Consider the following 18,434-nt stretch of genomic DNA (forward strand, 5'->3'; position numbering starts at 1 on the left):
CGTTTTATTTGCTCCATGTCTGAACCCAACCTTTCTTACTGGGAGCACCAATCCTTTTTCGGCTCGGCCGATGTGGCAGTCATTGGCGCAGGGCTGGTGGGGCTGACGGCGGCGCGCTATTTGAAGCAACTACGGCCCGCGTGGCGCGTGGTGGTGCTTGAGCGCGGCGCCCTGCCCAGCGGCGCCAGTACCAAAAACGCCGGGTTTGCCTGCTTTGGGTCGATTTCGGAATTGATGGAGCAGGAAAAACGGGGCGATTTGCAGGCGGTGGTGGCGGCGCGCTGGGAGGGCTTGGCGCGGCTGCGCGAGCTGTTGGGCGATGCCGAGCTGGACTACCGGCCGGTGGGTGGCTATGAGTTATTTCGGCACGAGGAATCGGCTTTGGCAGCGGAGTGCCGCGAGAAAATCGGTTATTTCAACCGGCTGCTGGCGCCGGTGGTAGGTCATGCCGTTACGTTTCGGGATGCCAGCGCGGAGGCGAGGCGCTTTGGGTTTCGCGGCGTGGATACGTTGCTGAAGAACGAACACGAAGGCAGCCTCGACGCCGGCCGTATGATGCGCTCCCTGCTGGCCCGCGTGTGGGCCGCCGATGTGCCCGTGCTCACTAATTGCGCCGTGGAAACCTTGGAAACCACGGCCGCCGGGGCGCGCCTGCACCTCGCCAACGGCGCGGTAGTGGAAGCCGGGCAAGTGCTGCTGGCCACCAATGCTTTCGCCACCGAGCTGCTGCCGGAGCTGGCCGTGACCCCCGGCCGCGGGCAGGTGCTGGTGACGGAACCGCTGCCCGATGTGCACTTGCCTGGCACGTTTCACTACGACCACGGCTACGCCTATTTCCGCCAGCTGGCCGACTGCCGCATCCTGCTGGGCGGGGGCCGCAACCTCGATTTCGAGGCCGAAGCCACCACCACGCCCGGCCTCACCAACGCTGTGCAGGCTTATCTGGAAAACCTGCTGCACGATGTCATCGTGCCCGGCCGGCGGCCCCGCGTCGACTACCGTTGGAGCGGGGTAATGGGCTTCGGGCCGGCGCTGGCGCCTATCATCGATTGGGTTAGGCCGGGCGTGCTGGCCGCCGTGCGCTGCAACGGCATGGGCGTGGCCCTGGGCGCGGGCACCGGCTGGCGCGCGGCGCAAAAGCTGGCCGCCGGGTAGCGGAAACTGCCGCAGATTCGTAGAGCACAGTTCAGGTTCTTCATTCGGCTTCTTCTATGCCTCTTGCTACGCGTTTTCGCTTGTTTTCTTCTCGTGCGCTGATTGCGCTGCTGGCCTTTTCCGGGCTGGCCAGTGGCTGCCAGAGCAGCCGGGCCAGCTTCTCGTTCCAGCCGGTAGCCGGGCGCGTGTCTCCGGTGGCCGGGCCGGCCGTTTCGGCGGCTTCAGTTCCTGATTCGGCGCGAGAAAAGCCTGCTTCACTGTCGCGCGCTGCTTCGCCTCAGGCAATGCGCTTGCCCTCCCAGCGGCCGCATCTTGCTCAACCGAATTTAGTGATGGAAACTGCTGTAGCTCCCGAAACAAAAGCGGCTGGGGTTGCTTCCGTTGCAAAACGCGCTTCGGCCGTGCAGCGTCGGCCGTGGCTGACGCGCCCACACGCCACGGCTGAGGCCGGCCTGGGCACCACCGTGCTGGGCGTGCTGGGCCTTGTGGTGCTGCCCATTGCCTTGGTAGGGTTGCTGCTGAGCGGCGGCGGGCTGGTGTGGGGCATCCTGGCGGGACTGGCGGCGCTAGCGGTGCTGGTGGCGTACATCGACCCGTTTGGCAGGTAGTTTGGGGTTTGGGACGAACTTTGCGGGGAATTGCCTGCTTTTGCCCCGCAACTCGCGTTCTCCCAATGAATAAACTGCGCTATTACAGACTGCTGGCAACCGTGGCGGGCGCGTTGGGCGGGTGTCAGGGCGCCCGTTCCGCGTTCCCGTTTCACCATACCCAATGCGTGGCATCGTTGGCTTCACCGGGTGCTACAGTGCTCCCCGCCGGGATGCAGGCAGTTCCACAAGCGACGCGCCCAACGCGACAGCCCGTCCCTGCAAGCGCCCACTGGTTCGGCGGCCAACGGCGGCGCCTCGCCACCAGCTACGCTAGGCGACAGGCCTTGGGGGTGTCCCGGCGGGAGGCGCCAGCGGGCTTCTGCGTTCGCTTGCCACCTGCCGATTCGGCCAAGCAGCGGTGGCGCCAGGGCTGGCGCAGTGAGCACACGCCTCCCGGAAAAACGGCAGGGTTTGGGTTGCTCGCCTTCGGAACCGCGGAATTACTAGGAGGCTTTCTCTTGAGAAACGCAGCTGTTACGGGCGTTAGGGCTGGCGCTTCGCTTGGGCAGAGCTTAGGGCAGGCTTATTTCGGCAGCATGCTCCTTATTCTAGGTGCCGTCACTTTGCTGATTGGGTTCGTTATTTTGATTGTCAACGACTCCAAAAAACGCAGGCAAACTCGTTCCTGATGCTCCCAACCTGCCGCCAAAAAGCATTGTTATTGCTCGTGACTGGGTTGCAGGCCGGATGCCGGGCGGAACGGGTAGCGTTTAGTGTTCAGCCAGTTCCGGGTCCGCACGCTGTTTGCCAACCGGTGAGCCAATCCGCGCCGAGCACCTTGCCACTGGTGTTTCCGAAAGCAGAGAATTCCAAGCGTCGGCGGGGCGACGGCCGCAAGCTTCCTGCCGCAAATGCCGTTCTGCCAAGGCTTGAGAAACCCGCGAAGTCGTTCTTCTTGCCGCCGAGGCACTCAGTTGGGTATTCCACGAAGATTTTAAGCAAAATTCGTGTTCGCGCTGTTTCAACTGTCCGCTCGCAAGTGGCCCCGGCCAATGACTACGACCACGGATGGGAAACGTTCGGCATCTGCTTTTTGGGTATTTGCCTCGGCCTGATTGTCTTGTTGGTCGGCTGGTTCATTGCTTCAGTGCCCGTGGTCTTGGTCGGATTGGGCATCGGCCTGCTGTCGTTGCTTTATTTCCTGATTGAGTCCGGGCACCTCTGACAAACGAAGAAGTTCACCACATCACCGTTCTTCTACTGTAAAGCTCCAAATTGCTCGCTAACAGACAAGCATTTTTTGGTTTAATTATCACTGTTCTCCCCCTTTATGCTCCCAACTCACCGCCCCCGCCGCAACCGCAAATCCGCCGTCATTCGCGACATGGTGCAGGAAACCCGCCTCACCGCCCACGATTTTATCTACCCCGTCTTCATCACCGAAGGCCAGAATCAGACCGAGGAAATCAAGTCGATGCCCGGCATCATGCGCTTCACGGCCGACCGAGTGATTGATGAAATCGGGCAGTGCGTGGAGTTGGGCGTGAAAGCCTTCGCGCCCTTCCCCAACATCAACGAGGTGCTGAAGGACCCGATGGCCCGCGAAAGCGCCAACATGGACGGCCTCTACCTGAAAGCCGTGGCCGACATCAAGCGCCAGTTTCCGGAGGTCGTCATCATGACCGATGTGGCCATGGACCCCTACAGTTCCGACGGCCACGACGGCGTAGTGGACCCCGATTCGGGCGAAATCCTCAATGACCCCAGCCTGGAAGTACTGGGCCATATGGCCCTGGCGCAGGCCCGCGCCGGCGCCGACATCATCGGGCCCAGCGACATGATGGACGGCCGCGTGGCCTGGATTCGGCGGGTGCTGGACGAGAACGGTTTTTCGCACGTCAGCATCATGAGCTACACGGCCAAGTATGCATCGGCGTTCTATGGGCCGTTCCGGGATGCGCTGTCGTCGGCGCCGAAGAAAGGCGACAAAAAAAGCTACCAGATGAACCCCGCCAACCGCCTCGAAGCCCTGCGTGAGCTGGCGCTGGACGAGACCGAAGGCGCCGACATGGTGATGATTAAGCCGGCGCTGAGCTACCTCGACATCATTCGGGAAGTGAAAAACCGCACCCACCTGCCCGTGACGGCCTACAATGTGAGCGGCGAGTACGCCATGATAAAAGCCGCCGCCCAGAACGGTTGGGTCGATGGCGAGCGCACAATGATGGAGGTGCTCACGAGCATCAAGCGCGCCGGGGCCGATGCGATTTTGACGTATTTTGCCAAGGAAGCGGCGGCGGTGCTGCGCCGCGGATAAGATGTTTTAGATAAGAAAACCAGGCGTCATGCTCATCTGGCGTCCGCGTAGCCGAAGCATCTCTACCGTAATACTTAATCCTGCTAATTGGATTACTGCTGCGATAGAGATGCTTCGGCTGCGCGGATGCCAGATGAGCATGACGTTCTTTTTCAAGGTTGTTTACTCAAATTCTCGCTTTACCACTTCGTACAATGCTCGTAACCCGCCGCGCCACCCCTGACGACATTCCCGCCATCCTCGGTCTGGTGCGGCGCGTGGTGCCGCTGATGCAGGCCAGCGGCAACTTCCAATGGTCGGCCGACTACCCGAATGCGGAAGTTTTCAGGGCGGATATCGAGCAAAAACACCTCTGGGTGGTGGAGTTGGAGGGCGCCATAGCCGGCGTGGCCGCCCTTACGCAAGACCAGGACGCCGAATACGCCCAAGCCGACTGGGACGTGAGCGAGCCGGCCCTGGTGACGCACCGCCTGGCCGTAGACCCGGCCGCGCAGGGCCGGGGCGTGGCCCTGGCCCTCATGGAGCAGGCCGAAAAGCAGGCCGTAGCGGAAGGATTACGCGTGTTGCGCGTCGATACCAACTCCGAAAACGCGGCCACGCAGCGGCTGTTCCCGAAGCTGGGCTACCGCTTTGCGGGCGAGATTACGCTGGCGTTCCGGCCGGGGCTACGGTTCTTTTGCTACGAGAAGCGGTTGGCCTGATGGATTTGCTGCGGCTGGGTTTGGTGGCGGTGTTATTGAGCTTTGGCATGCTCTACAGCGTACGCGCGGGCAAGCTGACCACGGCCGCCGCCGTGACGGGCGGGGCGCTGGGTCTGCTGATTTATCTCGGTAGCGGCTTTGGCGGGCTGGCGCTGTTGACGTTGTTTTTCGGGCTGGGCACGGCGGCCTCCAGCTGGCGCGTGGCCGACAAGCGCCGCCTGGGCTTGGCCGAGGAAAACAAGGGCCGCCGCACCGCCGGCCAGGTGGTGGCCAATGCCGGGGTGGCGGGCCTGCTGGGCCTATTGGCGTGGCAATACGCGCCCGCCGCGCCGCTAGCCGGCCTGATGCTGGCTGGCAGCTTCGCCGCCGCCACGGCCGACACGCTTTCCTCCGAGCTGGGCAACGTGTACGGCCGGCGCTACTACAACATCCTCACGCTGCGGCCCGACGCGCGCGGCCTCAACGGCGTGGTGAGCCTGGAAGGCACCCTACTGGGGCTGGCGGGCACGGCGGTGCTGGCGGCGGCTTACGGCCTCGGCTTTGGCTGGGGGCCGGCGTGTGGGTGGCTGCTGGTGGCGGGCACGGCCGGCAACCTGCTGGATTCGGTGCTGGGTGCCACGCTGGAGCGGCGCGGCTGGCTGGGCAACAACGCGGTAAACTTCCTCAACACCCTGACCGGGGCGCTGGTGGCGGGCGGGCTGGGGTGGTGGCTGGGGTAAGGCTTCTTTTGCTACAAGCAGTGGCTGTCGGCTTTATGACACCAAAAGAGAGAATTTAGCTGGATTTAGCTGATGAATCAAGACCATATTTCCTATGTAATAGATTGCCTAAAAGCAAACGGCGTACAATTTGACGCTGGGCTTACTACTGTGGAGGTGCAACAGATAGAGCAAACCTTTAGCTTCTGTTTCCCACCTGACCTACGAGCGTTTCTGCAAGCAGCACTGCCCACGAGTAAGGAATTTGTACCCTGGCGTCGGGGAATCCGCAGTATGGGCATTGCCCGCAAAATAATTAAGCGCATACATCAGCCAAAGAATGAGCTTTTATTCGATGTGAGAGAGGGGACTTTCTGGCGGCCGGAGTGGGGCAGCCGGCCTTCCGATAAGGAACAGAGAGAAGAAATAGCACGGCAACATTTATCCGGTTGCCCACAACTCATTCCCATTTATGGCCATCGATATTTACCCGAACTGCCCCACGAAGCGGGCAACCCGGTTTTCTCAGTCCGCGGCTACGACACCATCTACTATGGATATGACTTGCTTACTTACTTTGCGCATGAATTCAACTTGCGTTATCCTCTTGATAGTCAACCAACAAAAAAGCCGAAACACATAGAATTCTGGGGCGATTTTGACGAACCAAAGGATATTACGACTTGGGGCTATTGGGATGGAACAGAAGCTGAAGACTATTAACTTCGCTTACCGCACAAACGGCCACCGCCCCAGCCGCCGGCTCCAGAGCAGGAAGGCCACGGTGCCCAGGCCCATCATGCCCAGCGCGGCCAGCTGGAAGTAGAGCTTGAAGTGCACGCCGCCCCACGTCACCTCAACCGGCGCGATGCCCACGAACACGAACAGCCATACGATGATGGCAAGGACGACGGGCAGCGGGTAGAGCGGCATTTTGAACGGCAGGGCCGCCGTGCCGCGCCGCCGCCGCAGCAGCACCAGCCCCACGGCCTGCCCCACAAACTGCACCAGAATCCGCATGGCCAGAATGGCCGAAATCACCTCGCCCAGCCGGAACAGCAAGCTGAACACGAAGCCCACGCCGCCCAGCAGCAGCAGAGACACGTAGGGAAACTGCTTGGTGGGATGCAGCTTGCCGAACACGGGCAGAAACTCGCCGTCGGCCGCCGCCGCGTAGGGGATGCGCGAATAGCCCAGCAGCACCGCAAACAGCGAGGCAAACGCCACCAGCAGTACCATGCCCGTGGCCACCGTGGCAGCGGCCGGCCCGTAGAGCCGCTCCACGAATACGCTCACGATGAACTGCGACTTGTCGCCGGCGCTGGCCTGCCAGCCCTGCACTTCCTGCCAGGGAATGACCGTGCCCACGCTCCAGTTGAGCAACAGGTAGAGCGCCGCGATGCCCAGGATGCTGAGGAAGATGCTGCGCGGAATCACCTTTTCCGGGCCTTTGATTTCGGCGCCAAGGTGGCACACGTTGTAATAGCCGAGGTAGGAATAGATGGTTTTGACGGCGGCCTGGCCCATGGCTACGGAAATCAGCAGGCCGGGCAAGGCAGGGAAGCCGCCCGCCGGGAAGATGTCGACGTGGTGGTTGGGGTGCGTGAGGCCGCCAAAAATCAGCCAGCCCATGAGGCTTAGTACGCCCACCCAAAGGGCTACGCCCAGCTTACCGATGTCCTCGATACGGCGGTAGAGCAGCACAATCAGCAGCAATACCACGCCGCCGGCCACGGCTTTGGGCTGCCACCACTCGGTCATTGGCACGAGGTAGCCGAAGTACTGAGCGAAGCCGATGGCGCCCGAGGCAAGCACCAGCGGCGACTGAATGAGCGTCTGCCACACGTAAAGGAACGACATGTAGCGGCCCCACTTTTGCTCGCCGTAGGCCAGCTTGAGGAAGCGGTAGCTGCCGCCGGCTTCGGGGTAGGCCGCGCCCAACTCGCTCCAGATAAGGCCGTCGACGGAGGCTAGGGCGGCGCCCACCAGCCAGGCCAGCAGGAAGTTGGGTCCCATGAAGCCCATCACGAGCGGCAGGGTGACAAAGGGGCCAATGCCCACCATGTCAATCATGTTGAGGGCGGTGGCCTGAACCAGGCCAAGGCGGCGCTGCAAAGTGGGTGCGGACATGGGGCGAAAGTACCGCCGCGCGCTGTAGCGTGGACTCTGCGAGTCCGCGCCTGGGCGAACGTTCTGTTGGGCGCGGACTCGCAGAGTCCACGCTACATACCAACCCCTGCCGCCGCCGCCCCGTAAGCCCGGCCGACACTTCATCCAATCTTCATCAAAATTCCATGGCGGGCAGCTCTTCCAAAATCGTGGTTTACGGCGCTATCGGGGCCAATCTGGCCATTGCCGTTTCTAAGTTTGTGGCGGCGGCCTTCACCGGCAGCGCGGCCATGATGTCGGAGGGCATTCACTCGCTGGTGGACAGCGGTAATGGCATGCTCATCCTCTTCGGCATGAACCGCAGCGCCCGGCCTGCCGATGCGCGCCACCCCTTCGGCTACAGCAAGGAAATCTACTTCTGGACGGTGATTGTGGCCGTTTTAATCTTTGCCGTGGGCGGCGGCATGTCGCTCTACAAGGGCTACCAGTACATCCGCAACCCCGCCCCGCTCACCGACCCGACGTGGAACTACTGGGTGCTGGGGCTGGCCATCGTGTTCGAGGGCGTGGCGTGCACGCTGGCCTACCGCGAGTTCCGCAAGACGCAGGGCGACCAGGGTTTCTGGCAGGCCCTGCGCACCAGCCGCGACCCGGCGGTATTCGCTATTTTGCTCGAAGACCTGGCCGCGCTGGTGGGCCTGGTGATTGCGCTGGCCGGCATTTTCTTCGGCCACTTGCTGAATAATCTGTACCTCGACGGCGCGGCTTCGATGACCATCGGCGCGCTGCTGGTGGGCATGGCCATGTTCATGCTGAAAGAGTCGAAAGGCCTGCTGGTGGGCGAAGGCGCCAGCCCCGAGGTGCTGGGCCGCCTCGAAGCCCTGGCCCGCCAGGATGCCGCCGTGAGCCAGCTCCGCGCGCCCCTCACCATGTACCTGGGCCCGGCCGACGGCATTCTTGCCCTCGACATCGCGTTTCACGACCATCTCACGGCCGTGGAAGTGGAGGAAGCCGTGCAACGCCTGCAAACCGCTATTAAAGCTCAATACCCGGAGTTCAGCAAGATTTTCATCGAGGCCTCGTCGCTCACCGGGCACACCGGGCAAGCAGTACCGCTGTAGCGTGGACTCTGCGAGTCCGCGCATTCCAGAACGTATTCCAGAAAGTTGGACCCGGCGCGAACTCGCAGAGTCCACGCTACAACCCCAACGCCAACCTAATCCACCGCGTAAGCCTCGCCATGAGTTCACCGGGTTCTTCCAAGCTGGCCATTTACGGGGCCATCGCGGCCAACGTGGCCATTGCGGCCAGCAAATTTGTGGCAGCGTATTTCACCGGCTCGTCGGCCATGCTCTCGGAGGGCATTCACTCGCTGGTCGACAGCGGCAACGGCCTGCTCATCCTGCACGGCGTGAAGCAGGCCGAGAAGCCGGCCGACAAGCGCCACCCCTTCGGACGCAGCAAGGAGCTGTATTTCTGGGCGCTGATTGTGGCTATTCTGGTGTTTTCGGTGGGCGGCGGCATGTCGTTTTACGAGGGCGTGGAGCACCTCAAGCACCCCGCCCCCATCACCGACCCCACCTGGAACTACTGGGTGCTGGGCTTGTCGCTGCTGTTCGAAGGCATTTCCTGCTTCCTGGCATTCAAGGCCTTCAACGCCGACCGGGGCGAGGCCGGTTTCTGGGACACGCTGCGGCGTAGCAAAGACCCGTCGGTGTTTGCCATTCTGCTCGAAGACCTGGCCGCGCTGCTGGGTTTGGTCATCGCGCTGGCCGGCGTGTACTTCGGCCATTTGCTCAACAATCCTTACCTCGACGGCTCGGCTTCCATCGCCATTGGCGTGCTGCTGGTATGCGTGGCGCTGTTTCTCATCTACAAAACCAAGCGCCTGCTGGTGGGCACCGGCGTCGACGACGAAACCATGGACGCCATTGAGGCGCTGGTGAAAGCCCAGCCCAACGTTGAGCAGGTGGGCCCGCCTCTCACCTCCTACCTCGGCCCGGCCGATGTGATTCTGGCCCTCGACGTGGAGTTTTCTTCAAAACTGGCGGCCAATGAGATAGAGCTGGCCATCGATAAAATGCAGGACGACATCCGGGCCAAGTACCCGGAAATGAAGCGCATCTTTATCGAAGCCAAGTCGCTGTCGAGCCGGGCGGCAACGAATCCATAACGGAACGTCATGCAGAGCGCAGCGAAGCATCTCGCGTGCCACCACTAACTCATTAGACAGGATTAGTGGTGGCACGCGAGATGCTTCGCTGCGCTCTGCATGACGTTCTTTGAACCTTCTAATATTCCCCAATACCCCGCCGCATGGCCAACGCTAACGCTTCTAAACTTTCCCTTTATGGTGGCATTGCCGCCAACGTCGCCATTGCCATCAGCAAGTTCGTGGCGGCGTATTTCACCGGCTCGTCGGCCATGCTCTCGGAAGGTATTCACTCGCTGGTGGATACCGGCAACAGCGGCCTGCTGCTCTACGGCACCGCCCAGAGCCAGCGCCCGCCCGACGCCGAGCACCCCTTCGGCCACAGCAAAGAACTGTATTTCTGGGGTTTGATTGTGGCAGTGCTGATTTTCGCCATCGGCGGCGGCATGTCGTTTTACGAGGGTATCAAGCACATTCAGCACCCCGAACCCATCGAGGACGCGGGCTGGAACTACGTGGTGCTGGGCCTCTCCTTCCTGTTTGAAGGCATTGCGTTCTACCTCTCCGTGAAGGCCCTGCTGGCCCAGGCCGACGGCAACACCGGCTTCGTGAAGATGCTGAAAACCAGCCGCGACCCGGCCGTATTCGCATCGGTGATGGAAAACCTGGCCGCTCTGGTCGGGTTGGCAGTAGCCGGCCTGGGCGTGTTTCTGGGGCACTTGCTGAATAATCCGTATTTCGACGGCGGCGCCTCCATCGCCATCGGGCTGTTGCTGATGTTGGTGGCCGTGTTTCTGGTGGGCCGCACCAAGGGCCTGCTCGTCGGCACTGGCGTCGACGCCCCCACCCTGGCCAACTTGGAGCGCATTGCCCGCGACCAGCCGCAGGTGCGCGACATCCGCTCACCCCTCACCATGTACCTAGGCCCGAATGACGTCATTATGGCCCTCGACGTGGATTTTGCCGACAACCTGAGCTCGACCCAGGTGGCCGCCGCCGTGGAGGAGCTGCAGGACGCCATCCGCCAGGAGCACCCCGAAGTGCAGCGCATTTTCATCGAGGCGAAGAACTTGGTGCAGGCCGCCCCAACGGGCGGGAAGTAAGAAAGGTTTAGCTGAAAGGAACGTCATGCAGAGCGCAGCGAAGCATCTTGCCCGCCACCAGTAATTCTGACTTACTGCCCCGAGCGAGATGCTTCGCTGCGCTCTGCATGACGTTCCAATGACGTTCTGGCTCCGTTCCGATAACCTCGACCTTAACCCTAACCGCGTTTTTCCGGTTTAACTACTACCCTTGCCCGCGCCCGCCCAACCAGCGGACGCGGGCATTCGCCTATTAACCTGTTTCCGAGCTATGACCATTCTTACTTCCGATTCCAATCCTTTTCAGTCCTTTTGGTGGGGCGGCTACGAATGCACCGACCAGCTCAACGCCTTCGGCAACCGCGTCGATTTCCTGCCCCTGACCGGCCATTTGCAGCTTATTGACGAAGATTATGCGGCGCAAAAACCCTTCAACATCGGCACCGTGCGCGAGGGCATTCGCTGGGCGATGATTGAGAAAACGCCTTATCAATACGATTTCAGCACCGTGCAGATGATGCTGGACGCTGGCAAACGCCACGGCGTGCAACAAATCTGGGACCTGTGCCACTTCGGCTACCCCGACGACCTGACGCCGCTGCACCCCATGTTTGCCCGGCGCTTTGCCGCGCTTTGCCGCGCCTTCGTGGATTTCTACCGCTCCCAACGGCCCGATGATGTGCTCATCGTCACGCCCATCAACGAGGTGAGCTTCATCTCGTGGCTGGGCGGCGACGCCAACGGCACCACACCCTACTGCCACGGCCAGGGCTGGCGCGTGAAATACGGCCTGATGCGCGCCTACATCGAGGGCAGCTACGCTCTGCGCGAGGCCGACCCCAGCATCCGCCTGCTCACCACCGAGCCGCTCATCAGCATTGTGCCCCCGCCCAACCCCTGGCCCCAGCACCGCCGCGAAGCCCGCGAATCGCACGAAAACCAGTTTCAGGCCACCGACATCCTCTGCGGCCGGCTGTGCCCCGAGCTGGGCGGCAGCCCCGAGCTGCTCGACATCGTGGGCTTCAATTACTATTACGACAACCAGTGGCAGCTGCATCCCTACCAGAAGCTGGGCTGGAACGACGTGCAGATGGACCCGCGCTGGGTGCCGCTGCACAAGCTGCTGCGCAAGGCCTACCAGCGCTACGGCCGCCCCTTCGCCATCACCGAAACCAGCCACCCCGGCGTGGACCGGCCCATCTGGTGGCGCATGATTGCCGACGAGTGCGCCCAGGTGCTGCGCAAAGGCCTGCCGCTGCAGGGCGTCTGCATCTACCCGCTCATCGACCGGCCCGATTGGGACCACACCCACGAATGGCACCAGTCCGGCCTCTGGGATGCCGACCTTTCGCAGCCCGGCCCCGCCCGCGTGCTGCACCAGCCCAGCGCCGAGGCACTGCTCCAAGCCCAGGCCGTGGTGAGCGCCGCTAAGCCGCCGCGCCGCCGGGTGCTGTTGCCCCAGTTGCCGGAACTGCTGTAGCGCGAACTTTCAGTTCGTATTCCCGTGCCGTCAAGGCAATTCGAACGGCGCGGGGACGCGAACTGAAAGTTCGCGCTACAATAATTTTGCCCGCATGAACGCCGCCACTGCCACGCTCCTCACCCCCCTCGGACTGCTAGCTCTCACCGGCTCCGATGCGGGCCTAAGCGCCGTTACGTTTCTGGATGAAGCCGCGGAGGCAACGGCTGCTGCTAACGTTGCGGAGTGCCTGCGCCCGGCCCACGAGCAGCTGCTGGCCTACTTCGGCCGCGAGCTGCGTGTGTTCGACCTCACTTACGCGCCCGATTTCGGCACCGACTTTCAGCGACAGGTGTGGCAGGTGCTCACCGGCATTCCATACGGCCGCACGGCTTCTTACCTCGACGTAGCGAAGCTGCTGAACAACCCTAAATCAGTGCGGGCCGTGGGCGCGGCCAATGGCCAGAACCCGCTGGCCATTGTGTGGCCCTGCCACCGCATCATCGGGGCCGACGGCAGCCTCACGGGCTACGCCGGAGGCATGCACCGCAAAAAGTGGCTGCTGGAATTTGAGCAGCCGGTGCGGCAGGGCGGGTTGTTTGGGTAACGTGCTTGATTGTAGACCGTCATGCCAAGCGCAGCGAAGCATCTTGCCTGCCACCAGTAAATCCTCTCGATTGGATTACTTGCTGCGGGCAAGATGCTTCGCTGCGCTCGGCATGACGGTCTTTTTCCACCGCTCCATTTCACCTCAAGCCCCCACCATCTTCAGCACGCCCTGATAAATCACGTTGTGCTGCCAGTACAGCTGCAGCACCATGGGAATGTGGTGCCGGCCCGGAATGATGTTGTAAGGCGCCGGCTGCCCAATGGCCTTCAGCTTGTCACGGAAGCGCCCCGAGCTGCCACTGATGCTCGGGTACGTCTCGCCGCCGATGTAGAACAGGAAGGGCGGAATGCCCGGCCGAATCTTGTAAATGGCCGACATTTCCTTCCATACCGCCGGGTCGTTGCCGAACGGGACTTTATACTGGGCGTCGCCTTCGTAGGTCATTTCCGTGAGGTAGCGGTACATATCCAGTCCCGCCGGGTCGTCCATGATGGCCCCGCGCACTGGGTTTTTCGGCAAGCCATTGGCGGCCAGCAGGGCGTCGTCGGTGGCCAGCAGGGCGGCCAGGCCGCCGCCGGCCGAATGGCCCATGACGAAGACGCGGGCCGGGTCGCCACCGTATTGCTGGATGTGCTGCACCGTCCAGGCCAGGGCGCGGGCGCAGTCGGCGGCTTGCTCGGGCACGTGCACGGGCGGCGCCAGGCGGTAGTTAATCACCACGGCCACCACGCCCTGCTTGGCCAGCCGCCGGCCGATGAAGGTGTAGATGTTCTTGTTGCCGCTGGTCCAGCTGCCGCCGTGGATGAACAGCACCACCGGGTAGCCGGCCGCGTTGGGCGCCGCTTTTTTGGGCGAGTACACGTCCAGGATGTGGCGCTCCTTGTCGAAATCGGGGGCGGAGCTGGCCACATAGGTCACGTTTTTGGCCCGGTGGCTGGGCCGGGCCATCGCATACTCGGTGGCGAGGACGACAACCACGGCCGTTAGCAACACGGCTACAGGAGCCAACAATAGGAAACGGCGCATAGAAGGAAGCAAGAATGAGAAAGCCGCCAGCCCGACAACCGGCCGCGACGCGCCTCACCTACGCCCGGCCGGCGGTGGCAGTTTGCCCGGTGCCCCGCGGATGGCCCGGCGGCCTGCGTGCGGCGCTTGGCTTTATCTTTGTCAGAAACCGCGTCTGGCCCATTTTAATGGTGGCCGGGGTTACTCATTAATTTTATTTTCAACGTGTTTATTTCCGCTTCGCTCAAAACGATTTCGCCGGTGCTGGCGGCTGTGCTGCTGCTGGGGCTGTTGCAGGCTGCCCCAGCGCAGGCCCAGCGCCGGGGCAAAACCTCGGCTGCCAACGCCGACGGCAGCCTAGCCACTACGCCCACACAGCCGGGCCGCCCCGCCCGCCTGCAGCCCATGTTCGGCGGCCTCAGCCCGGCCCAGGCCACCCAGATTATCGGCGCGGCCCAGCTCAAGGCCATTGCGGCCAGCTTTGGCTCCACGGCTGAGGCCAGCGCGTTTTTCACCACCAAAGGCTACGAATATCTGCGCGAGCGCCAGCCCGACACGGCCGTGTACCGCTTCAACGTGGCCTGGCTGCTCGACCCCAAAAACGCCGAAGCTTACCGCGGGCTCGGCATCGTGGCCAGCAGCCAGCCCACCCCCGACGCCGCCATTGCCATCCTCAGCCAAGGCCTGGCCCTGGCGCCCACCAACTCGGCCATGCTGAGCGACCTGGGCACCAGCTACCTGCTGCGCTACAACCAGACCAAGAAGAAAAAAGACCTCACCACGGGCATAGACCTGCTACAGCGCGCCACCGCCGCCGACCCCGCCAACGCCGAAGGCTGGCAGCAGCTGGCCCGTGGCTACTACTACCAGGAAAAGTACGCCGAAGCCTGGGCCGCCGTGCACAAAGGCCAAAACGCCAGCGTGAGCAGCCTCGATTTCAACCTCATCGGCGACTTGCTCACCAAGCTGCCCGACCCGCAGGGTATCTTCAAATAAACCCGGGCCGGGCAGACGGATTCCGGTAGTTCCGGCGTTGCGGCTCGTATCAAATGCAGTTTCATCATTCTTTTCCCCACAGCATGCGGTTCCGCTCCATCCTTCTGGGCGTGCTGGCGGCTGGCTTGTTCAGCAGCCAGTCGGCTCACGCCCAATATCATTACTCGGTGCGCCACTACAACCGGCAGGGCCGGCCCTACTACCGGGGGCCGCTGCACGTCACGCTCGGCGGGGGCACGGGCCTCTATAATGGCGACCTGGGCAACAGCCCCGGCGACAACTTTTTTGGGCCGGCCGTGAGTGCCGGCGTGCGCTACCGCCTCACGCCGCACCTGCACCTGGGCAGCGAGGTGAGCTACGTGAAGCTGGGCGCCCGCGACAAAGCTAAGGAGCGCGGCTTGGCCTTCACCAGCCGCAACGGCCTGGGCACGGTGTTCCTGCGCTTCGACCTGCTGCCCGATGAGTCGGTGTTTGCATCGTCGATGGCCGAGGCACCCATTTTTCAGGTGTACGTGCAGGGCGGCGCCGGCCTCCTGCTCTATGACCCGCGCTCCTACCTGGGCACCGCGCGCCCCACCGACGGGACGGTGTACCTGGCCCCCGAACGCAACGATTACCCCTTCCTGGCCGGCGTGGCGCCAGTGGGCGGCGGCTTCAGCGTGCGCCTCATCGACCGGCTGAGCGCCAACGTGGAAGCCAACTACTACTTCACGAACACCGACCAGCTCGACGACATCAGCCTGAAGCTGGGCGGCGCCTCGCGCGGCAACGACGGCTTCGGCACCGTGATGCTGAAGCTGGACTATTCGTTGAAGTAGGTTTTAATGCATTTTGGAACGTTATGCTTCGCTGCGCTCTGCATAACGTTCCGGAAAATTTCTGAGAAAACAACAAAAAGGCCCGCCAGCAATGCTGACGGGCCTTTTTTATAACCTCGAAAGAAAAGTTATTCTTTCACGAAGCGTTGGTGGAACACTTTCTGCCCGTCGCTCACGCTGATGGTGTACATGCCCTTGGCCAAGCCGCTGATGTTGAGGATGCCGTTGCTGAGCGTGGTGCCGGCCATGCGGGCGCCGCGCACGTCGCTCACCGTTACGGCCGTTACTTCAGCATTGCCGGGCAGCACCAAGCGCAGGGCGTCGGTAGCCGGGTTGGGGTACAGCTCCAGGGTGCGGGCCAGCTCGTTGCCGAGGGGCGTGGCGTCGCCGGTGAGGGTGGTGGGCGTGAGGGCCGCGCCGCCCGTGATGTTGAGGGTGTAGTCCTCGGCTTCGCCGTAGCTGAAGGTGCCGCAGCTGGTAGTGGCCGAGTTGTCGCTCATTATCACGCGCATCACCGTGGCGCCGTTGCGGGCCGTGGTGGGCACGGTGAAGGCGCCGCTCAGGGTGCCGGTGCTGGCGCTGCTGCCGCTCACCACCAGCTCGCCGGCATCGGTGAACACGCCGTTTTTATTGTAGTCGATGTACACCTTCCAGTACTCGGTGTAGGCGGTGCTGGTGAAGCCGGCCGAGAAGTATACCGTCTGAGCCGAGCCGGCGGCTACGCTGGTGCTCAGCGCGGTGCCGTTGTAGTAGCCGCCATCTTTCGAGGAAGCGCGGTTGATGCTGCCCAGCTGCACGAGGTCAATCCACTCATACGACTGGCTGTTGCCCTTGATGGTGCAATACGTGGTGGCAGGAGGAGGTGTGGTGCCGCCCGCCGCTGCGCCCACACCCACGGCAAACCAGGCGTTGGTGGTGGCCGTTACCTGGGCCGAGCCGGCGCCGTAGAGGTCCGTGGCGGCCTGAATGGCGTAGGTTCGGGCCTGGGCATAGGTCGAGCTGGCCGTCATGTACACGCTTTCCATGCGGAAGGTGATTTTGGCGGCGGCGTCGAGGCCCACGCCGGTTACGCTGTAGGTGTTGCCACCTTCGTTGGTACCCGTTTTGCCCACGGCCAGGATGTAGTACCAGTGGTTGAGCACGCCCGAATTGGTGTGCACGCCGCCCTGGTCGTTGGCATTCGAAGGCGACGAAGTAGTAGCTACCCAGTACTGGCCCTTGTAGTAAGCCGGCTGGCCCAGCGACTTGGGGTCGCTCATCGAGCGCAAAGCGGCCTGCTGCTTGTCGATTTCCTCGCCAATAAGCCAGGTCGATTTCGCTTTCACGCCGCCCGAGGTGAAGCCCAGGCTGGCCACCGCATAGGCCTCAATCGAGGCGCCCCAGATGTCGGACAGGCCTTCGTTCATGGCGCCCGACTCGTTGGCGTAGGTCAGGTTAGCCGTCTTTTCGCACACGGCGTGGCCGATTTCGTGGCCGCACACGTCCAGCGCCGTCAGCGGGCGGAAGCGCGTGGCGCCGTCGCCGTAGGTCATGCGCACGCCGTCCCAGTAGGCATTCTCGTAGCCGGCCCCGCCGGGCACGTCGTCGAAGTGCACGTAGCTTTTGATGATGGCGCCCGCGTTGTCGTAGCTGTTGCGGCCGTGCACGTTCTTCCAGTAGTCGTAGGTGGCCTGGGCGCCCACGTGGGCATCGCCGGCCACGTTGTCGAAGTTGGCGTTGTTGTATTCGGTCCAGCTGTTATCGGCGTCGATGAAGTCGGTGGCCGAGGTGTAGCTGTTGCCCTTTTTGCAGTTGAAGGTCTGGATGCCCTGGCCGCGGGTGGTTTCGCGCAGGTAGTACCCGCCCGTGGTGGTGCCATCGGCAAAGGAGCGGGTGCCGCTATAGGCCGTGGCGAAGGTGCCGGTGGCCGCTGCGTGCTTGATGATGTTGTCCTGCAACACCACGTCGCCGGTGCGGGCATCCACGTACACGTAGGAGCGGCTGATGGGCTGCGCAGCGTACACGTTGAACTTCCAGGCCAGCACCAGCGGGCCGGTTTCGGCGCTCTGGCGCATGTCGCGCACAATAACCAACTCGCCGTGCGGGGCGAAGTCGGCGGCGTTGGCCTCTTTGGTCTGCCACATGTATTTGGTGGCACCCACGTGGGCCATGGCCCGGCCGAGGGCCGTGCTCGCGGTGAGGCCGGGCGTGGTGTTCAGGCCCGAAATCTTCTCAAAATCGCCGCTGATGCTCTCTACCGTGCCGCCCTTGGCGTGCACCGTGTAGTCGGCGTGCTCTACGCGGATGCCCTGATAGTACTGGGCAAATTTCTGGTGAGTGAAGCCGAGCTGGTCGGTTTCGGTGCGGGCCACGCGCATCTCGTCGGCGTTGGTGAGGGCCAGCTGCTGGCGCAGCACCTGGTCGCCGCTCACGCCGCGGTAGGCGGCTTTGCCTTCCGGGCTGAACTGCACCAGTACGGGCTGCTTGTCATTGCCCAAAACTTTGTTTTGAATGCGCGCGGCATCCTGCGCTTGGGCCGAAGTAGCGGCCATGGCACTGAGCAGGGTAAGTGCTACAGCTGAGTATTGTTTTCTCATGCAAATAATGAAAATTGTGGTGGGAACGACTTAGCACGATTTACAATATTTCGTGCTTTTACCGCCGCAACCTAGTCATTATTTCATTCCGCAATCGTTCCCGATTAATAGTTTTAATATTAAAGCCAAAATTTTACACAGATTTTGAAGATGAAGTTGCACTCAG

Annotated in this window: 17 protein-coding genes; 14 read left to right on the plus strand and 3 right to left on the minus strand. The window is 62.4% G+C overall.

The window, feature by feature from the left end; all coding sequences use genetic code 11:
* Positions 1-15: 15 nt before the first annotated feature.
* From Q5H92_RS01920 to Q5H92_RS01950, 7 genes are all read left to right on the plus strand, one after another.
* Positions 16-1,155 carry an NAD(P)/FAD-dependent oxidoreductase gene (locus Q5H92_RS01920; protein WP_305009772.1) on the plus strand — a complete coding sequence of 380 codons (1,140 nt, stop codon included), beginning with the start codon at positions 16-18 and terminating at the stop codon, positions 1,153-1,155.
* A 332-nt stretch (positions 1,156-1,487) separates the two neighbouring features.
* Positions 1,488-1,763, plus strand: coding sequence for a hypothetical protein (locus Q5H92_RS01925; RefSeq protein WP_305009773.1), 276 nt, complete (start codon positions 1,488-1,490; stop codon positions 1,761-1,763).
* 670 nt (positions 1,764-2,433) lie between these two features.
* The gene (locus tag Q5H92_RS01930) at positions 2,434-2,970 is read left to right on the plus strand and encodes a hypothetical protein (protein WP_305009774.1); all 537 of its coding nucleotides are present in this window, start codon (positions 2,434-2,436) and stop codon (positions 2,968-2,970) included.
* A gap of 105 nt (positions 2,971-3,075) precedes the next feature.
* Positions 3,076-4,062 (plus strand): porphobilinogen synthase, encoded by a 987-nt coding sequence (hemB, locus tag Q5H92_RS01935; RefSeq protein WP_305009775.1) that lies wholly within the window; start codon positions 3,076-3,078, stop codon positions 4,060-4,062.
* Positions 4,063-4,256: 194 nt separating this feature from the next.
* Entirely contained in the window at positions 4,257-4,763 is a 507-nt protein-coding gene (locus Q5H92_RS01940) for a GNAT family N-acetyltransferase (protein ID WP_305009776.1), read from the plus strand.
* Complete coding sequence (locus Q5H92_RS01945) at positions 4,739-5,482, plus strand: DUF92 domain-containing protein (protein WP_305009777.1); 744 nt, start codon at positions 4,739-4,741, stop codon at positions 5,480-5,482. The genes Q5H92_RS01940 and Q5H92_RS01945 overlap by 25 nt, the downstream gene beginning before the upstream one ends.
* A 72-nt stretch (positions 5,483-5,554) precedes the next feature.
* A complete protein-coding gene (locus Q5H92_RS01950; RefSeq protein WP_305009778.1) occupies positions 5,555-6,184 on the plus strand; it encodes a hypothetical protein in 630 nt (209 codons plus the stop codon).
* Between the two features lie 6 nt (positions 6,185-6,190).
* On the opposite strand, the gene Q5H92_RS01955 is transcribed toward Q5H92_RS01950, so the two are convergent.
* On the minus strand, positions 6,191-7,591 hold the full coding sequence (locus Q5H92_RS01955) for an APC family permease (protein ID WP_305009779.1): 1,401 nt from the start codon (positions 7,589-7,591) through the stop codon (positions 6,191-6,193).
* 164 nt (positions 7,592-7,755) lie between these two features.
* On the opposite strand from Q5H92_RS01955, the gene Q5H92_RS01960 reads away from it, so the two are divergent.
* The 5 genes from Q5H92_RS01960 (at position 7,756) to Q5H92_RS01980 (ending at position 12,870) form a co-directional block, all read left to right on the plus strand.
* Entirely contained in the window at positions 7,756-8,691 is a 936-nt protein-coding gene (locus Q5H92_RS01960) for a cation diffusion facilitator family transporter (RefSeq protein WP_305009780.1), read from the plus strand.
* Between the two features lie 119 nt (positions 8,692-8,810).
* Positions 8,811-9,743 (plus strand): cation diffusion facilitator family transporter, encoded by a 933-nt coding sequence (locus Q5H92_RS01965; RefSeq protein ID WP_305009781.1) that lies wholly within the window; start codon positions 8,811-8,813, stop codon positions 9,741-9,743.
* A 143-nt stretch (positions 9,744-9,886) separates the two neighbouring features.
* Positions 9,887-10,825: a cation diffusion facilitator family transporter gene (locus Q5H92_RS01970; protein ID WP_305009782.1), complete on the plus strand. Its 939-nt coding sequence runs from the start codon at positions 9,887-9,889 to the stop codon at positions 10,823-10,825.
* Positions 10,826-11,075: 250 nt separating this feature from the next.
* Entirely contained in the window at positions 11,076-12,284 is a 1,209-nt protein-coding gene (locus Q5H92_RS01975; RefSeq protein ID WP_305009783.1) for an amine oxidase, read from the plus strand.
* Between the two features lie 94 nt (positions 12,285-12,378).
* Positions 12,379-12,870 (plus strand): methylated-DNA--[protein]-cysteine S-methyltransferase, encoded by a 492-nt coding sequence (locus Q5H92_RS01980; protein ID WP_305009784.1) that lies wholly within the window; start codon positions 12,379-12,381, stop codon positions 12,868-12,870.
* 144 nt (positions 12,871-13,014) lie between these two features.
* On the opposite strand, the gene Q5H92_RS01985 is transcribed toward Q5H92_RS01980, so the two are convergent.
* On the minus strand, positions 13,015-13,899 hold the full coding sequence (locus Q5H92_RS01985; RefSeq protein ID WP_305009785.1) for an alpha/beta fold hydrolase: 885 nt from the start codon (positions 13,897-13,899) through the stop codon (positions 13,015-13,017).
* 204 nt (positions 13,900-14,103) lie between these two features.
* Here Q5H92_RS01985 and Q5H92_RS01990 point away from each other — a divergent pair, with 204 nt between their 5' ends.
* Together Q5H92_RS01990 and Q5H92_RS01995 are read left to right on the plus strand one after the other, a co-directional pair.
* Positions 14,104-14,874 (plus strand): tetratricopeptide repeat protein, encoded by a 771-nt coding sequence (locus Q5H92_RS01990; protein ID WP_305009786.1) that lies wholly within the window; start codon positions 14,104-14,106, stop codon positions 14,872-14,874.
* Between the two features lie 83 nt (positions 14,875-14,957).
* Entirely contained in the window at positions 14,958-15,692 is a 735-nt protein-coding gene (locus tag Q5H92_RS01995) for a hypothetical protein (protein ID WP_305009788.1), read from the plus strand.
* A 128-nt stretch (positions 15,693-15,820) separates the two neighbouring features.
* Here the strand turns inward: Q5H92_RS01995 and Q5H92_RS02000 are convergent, their stop codons facing one another.
* The gene (locus Q5H92_RS02000) at positions 15,821-18,268 is read right to left on the minus strand and encodes a M4 family metallopeptidase (protein WP_305009789.1); all 2,448 of its coding nucleotides are present in this window, start codon (positions 18,266-18,268) and stop codon (positions 15,821-15,823) included.
* Positions 18,269-18,434 lie beyond the last annotated feature (166 nt).

The organism is Hymenobacter mellowenesis (assembly GCF_030581005.1).
GTDB classification, from domain to species: domain Bacteria; phylum Bacteroidota; class Bacteroidia; order Cytophagales; family Hymenobacteraceae; genus Hymenobacter; species Hymenobacter mellowenesis.

Coding starts and splice junctions, on each gene's coding strand:
- Q5H92_RS02000 (WP_305009789.1), bottom strand. CDS start 18,268: ATGAGAAAACAATACTCAGCTGTAGCACTTACCCTGCTCAGTGCCATG.
- Q5H92_RS01980 (WP_305009784.1), top strand. CDS start 12,379: ATGAACGCCGCCACTGCCACGCTCCTCACCCCCCTCGGACTGCTAGCT.
- Q5H92_RS01940 (WP_305009776.1), top strand. CDS start 4,257: ATGCTCGTAACCCGCCGCGCCACCCCTGACGACATTCCCGCCATCCTC.
- Q5H92_RS01960 (WP_305009780.1), top strand. CDS start 7,756: ATGGCGGGCAGCTCTTCCAAAATCGTGGTTTACGGCGCTATCGGGGCC.
- Q5H92_RS01925 (WP_305009773.1), top strand. CDS start 1,488: ATGGAAACTGCTGTAGCTCCCGAAACAAAAGCGGCTGGGGTTGCTTCC.
- hemB (WP_305009775.1), top strand. CDS start 3,076: ATGCTCCCAACTCACCGCCCCCGCCGCAACCGCAAATCCGCCGTCATT.
- Q5H92_RS01950 (WP_305009778.1), top strand. CDS start 5,555: ATGAATCAAGACCATATTTCCTATGTAATAGATTGCCTAAAAGCAAAC.
- Q5H92_RS01995 (WP_305009788.1), top strand. CDS start 14,958: ATGCGGTTCCGCTCCATCCTTCTGGGCGTGCTGGCGGCTGGCTTGTTC.
- Q5H92_RS01985 (WP_305009785.1), bottom strand. CDS start 13,899: ATGCGCCGTTTCCTATTGTTGGCTCCTGTAGCCGTGTTGCTAACGGCC.
- Q5H92_RS01955 (WP_305009779.1), bottom strand. CDS start 7,591: ATGTCCGCACCCACTTTGCAGCGCCGCCTTGGCCTGGTTCAGGCCACC.
- Q5H92_RS01930 (WP_305009774.1), top strand. CDS start 2,434: ATGCTCCCAACCTGCCGCCAAAAAGCATTGTTATTGCTCGTGACTGGG.
- Q5H92_RS01965 (WP_305009781.1), top strand. CDS start 8,811: ATGAGTTCACCGGGTTCTTCCAAGCTGGCCATTTACGGGGCCATCGCG.
- Q5H92_RS01920 (WP_305009772.1), top strand. CDS start 16: ATGTCTGAACCCAACCTTTCTTACTGGGAGCACCAATCCTTTTTCGGC.
- Q5H92_RS01975 (WP_305009783.1), top strand. CDS start 11,076: ATGACCATTCTTACTTCCGATTCCAATCCTTTTCAGTCCTTTTGGTGG.
- Q5H92_RS01970 (WP_305009782.1), top strand. CDS start 9,887: ATGGCCAACGCTAACGCTTCTAAACTTTCCCTTTATGGTGGCATTGCC.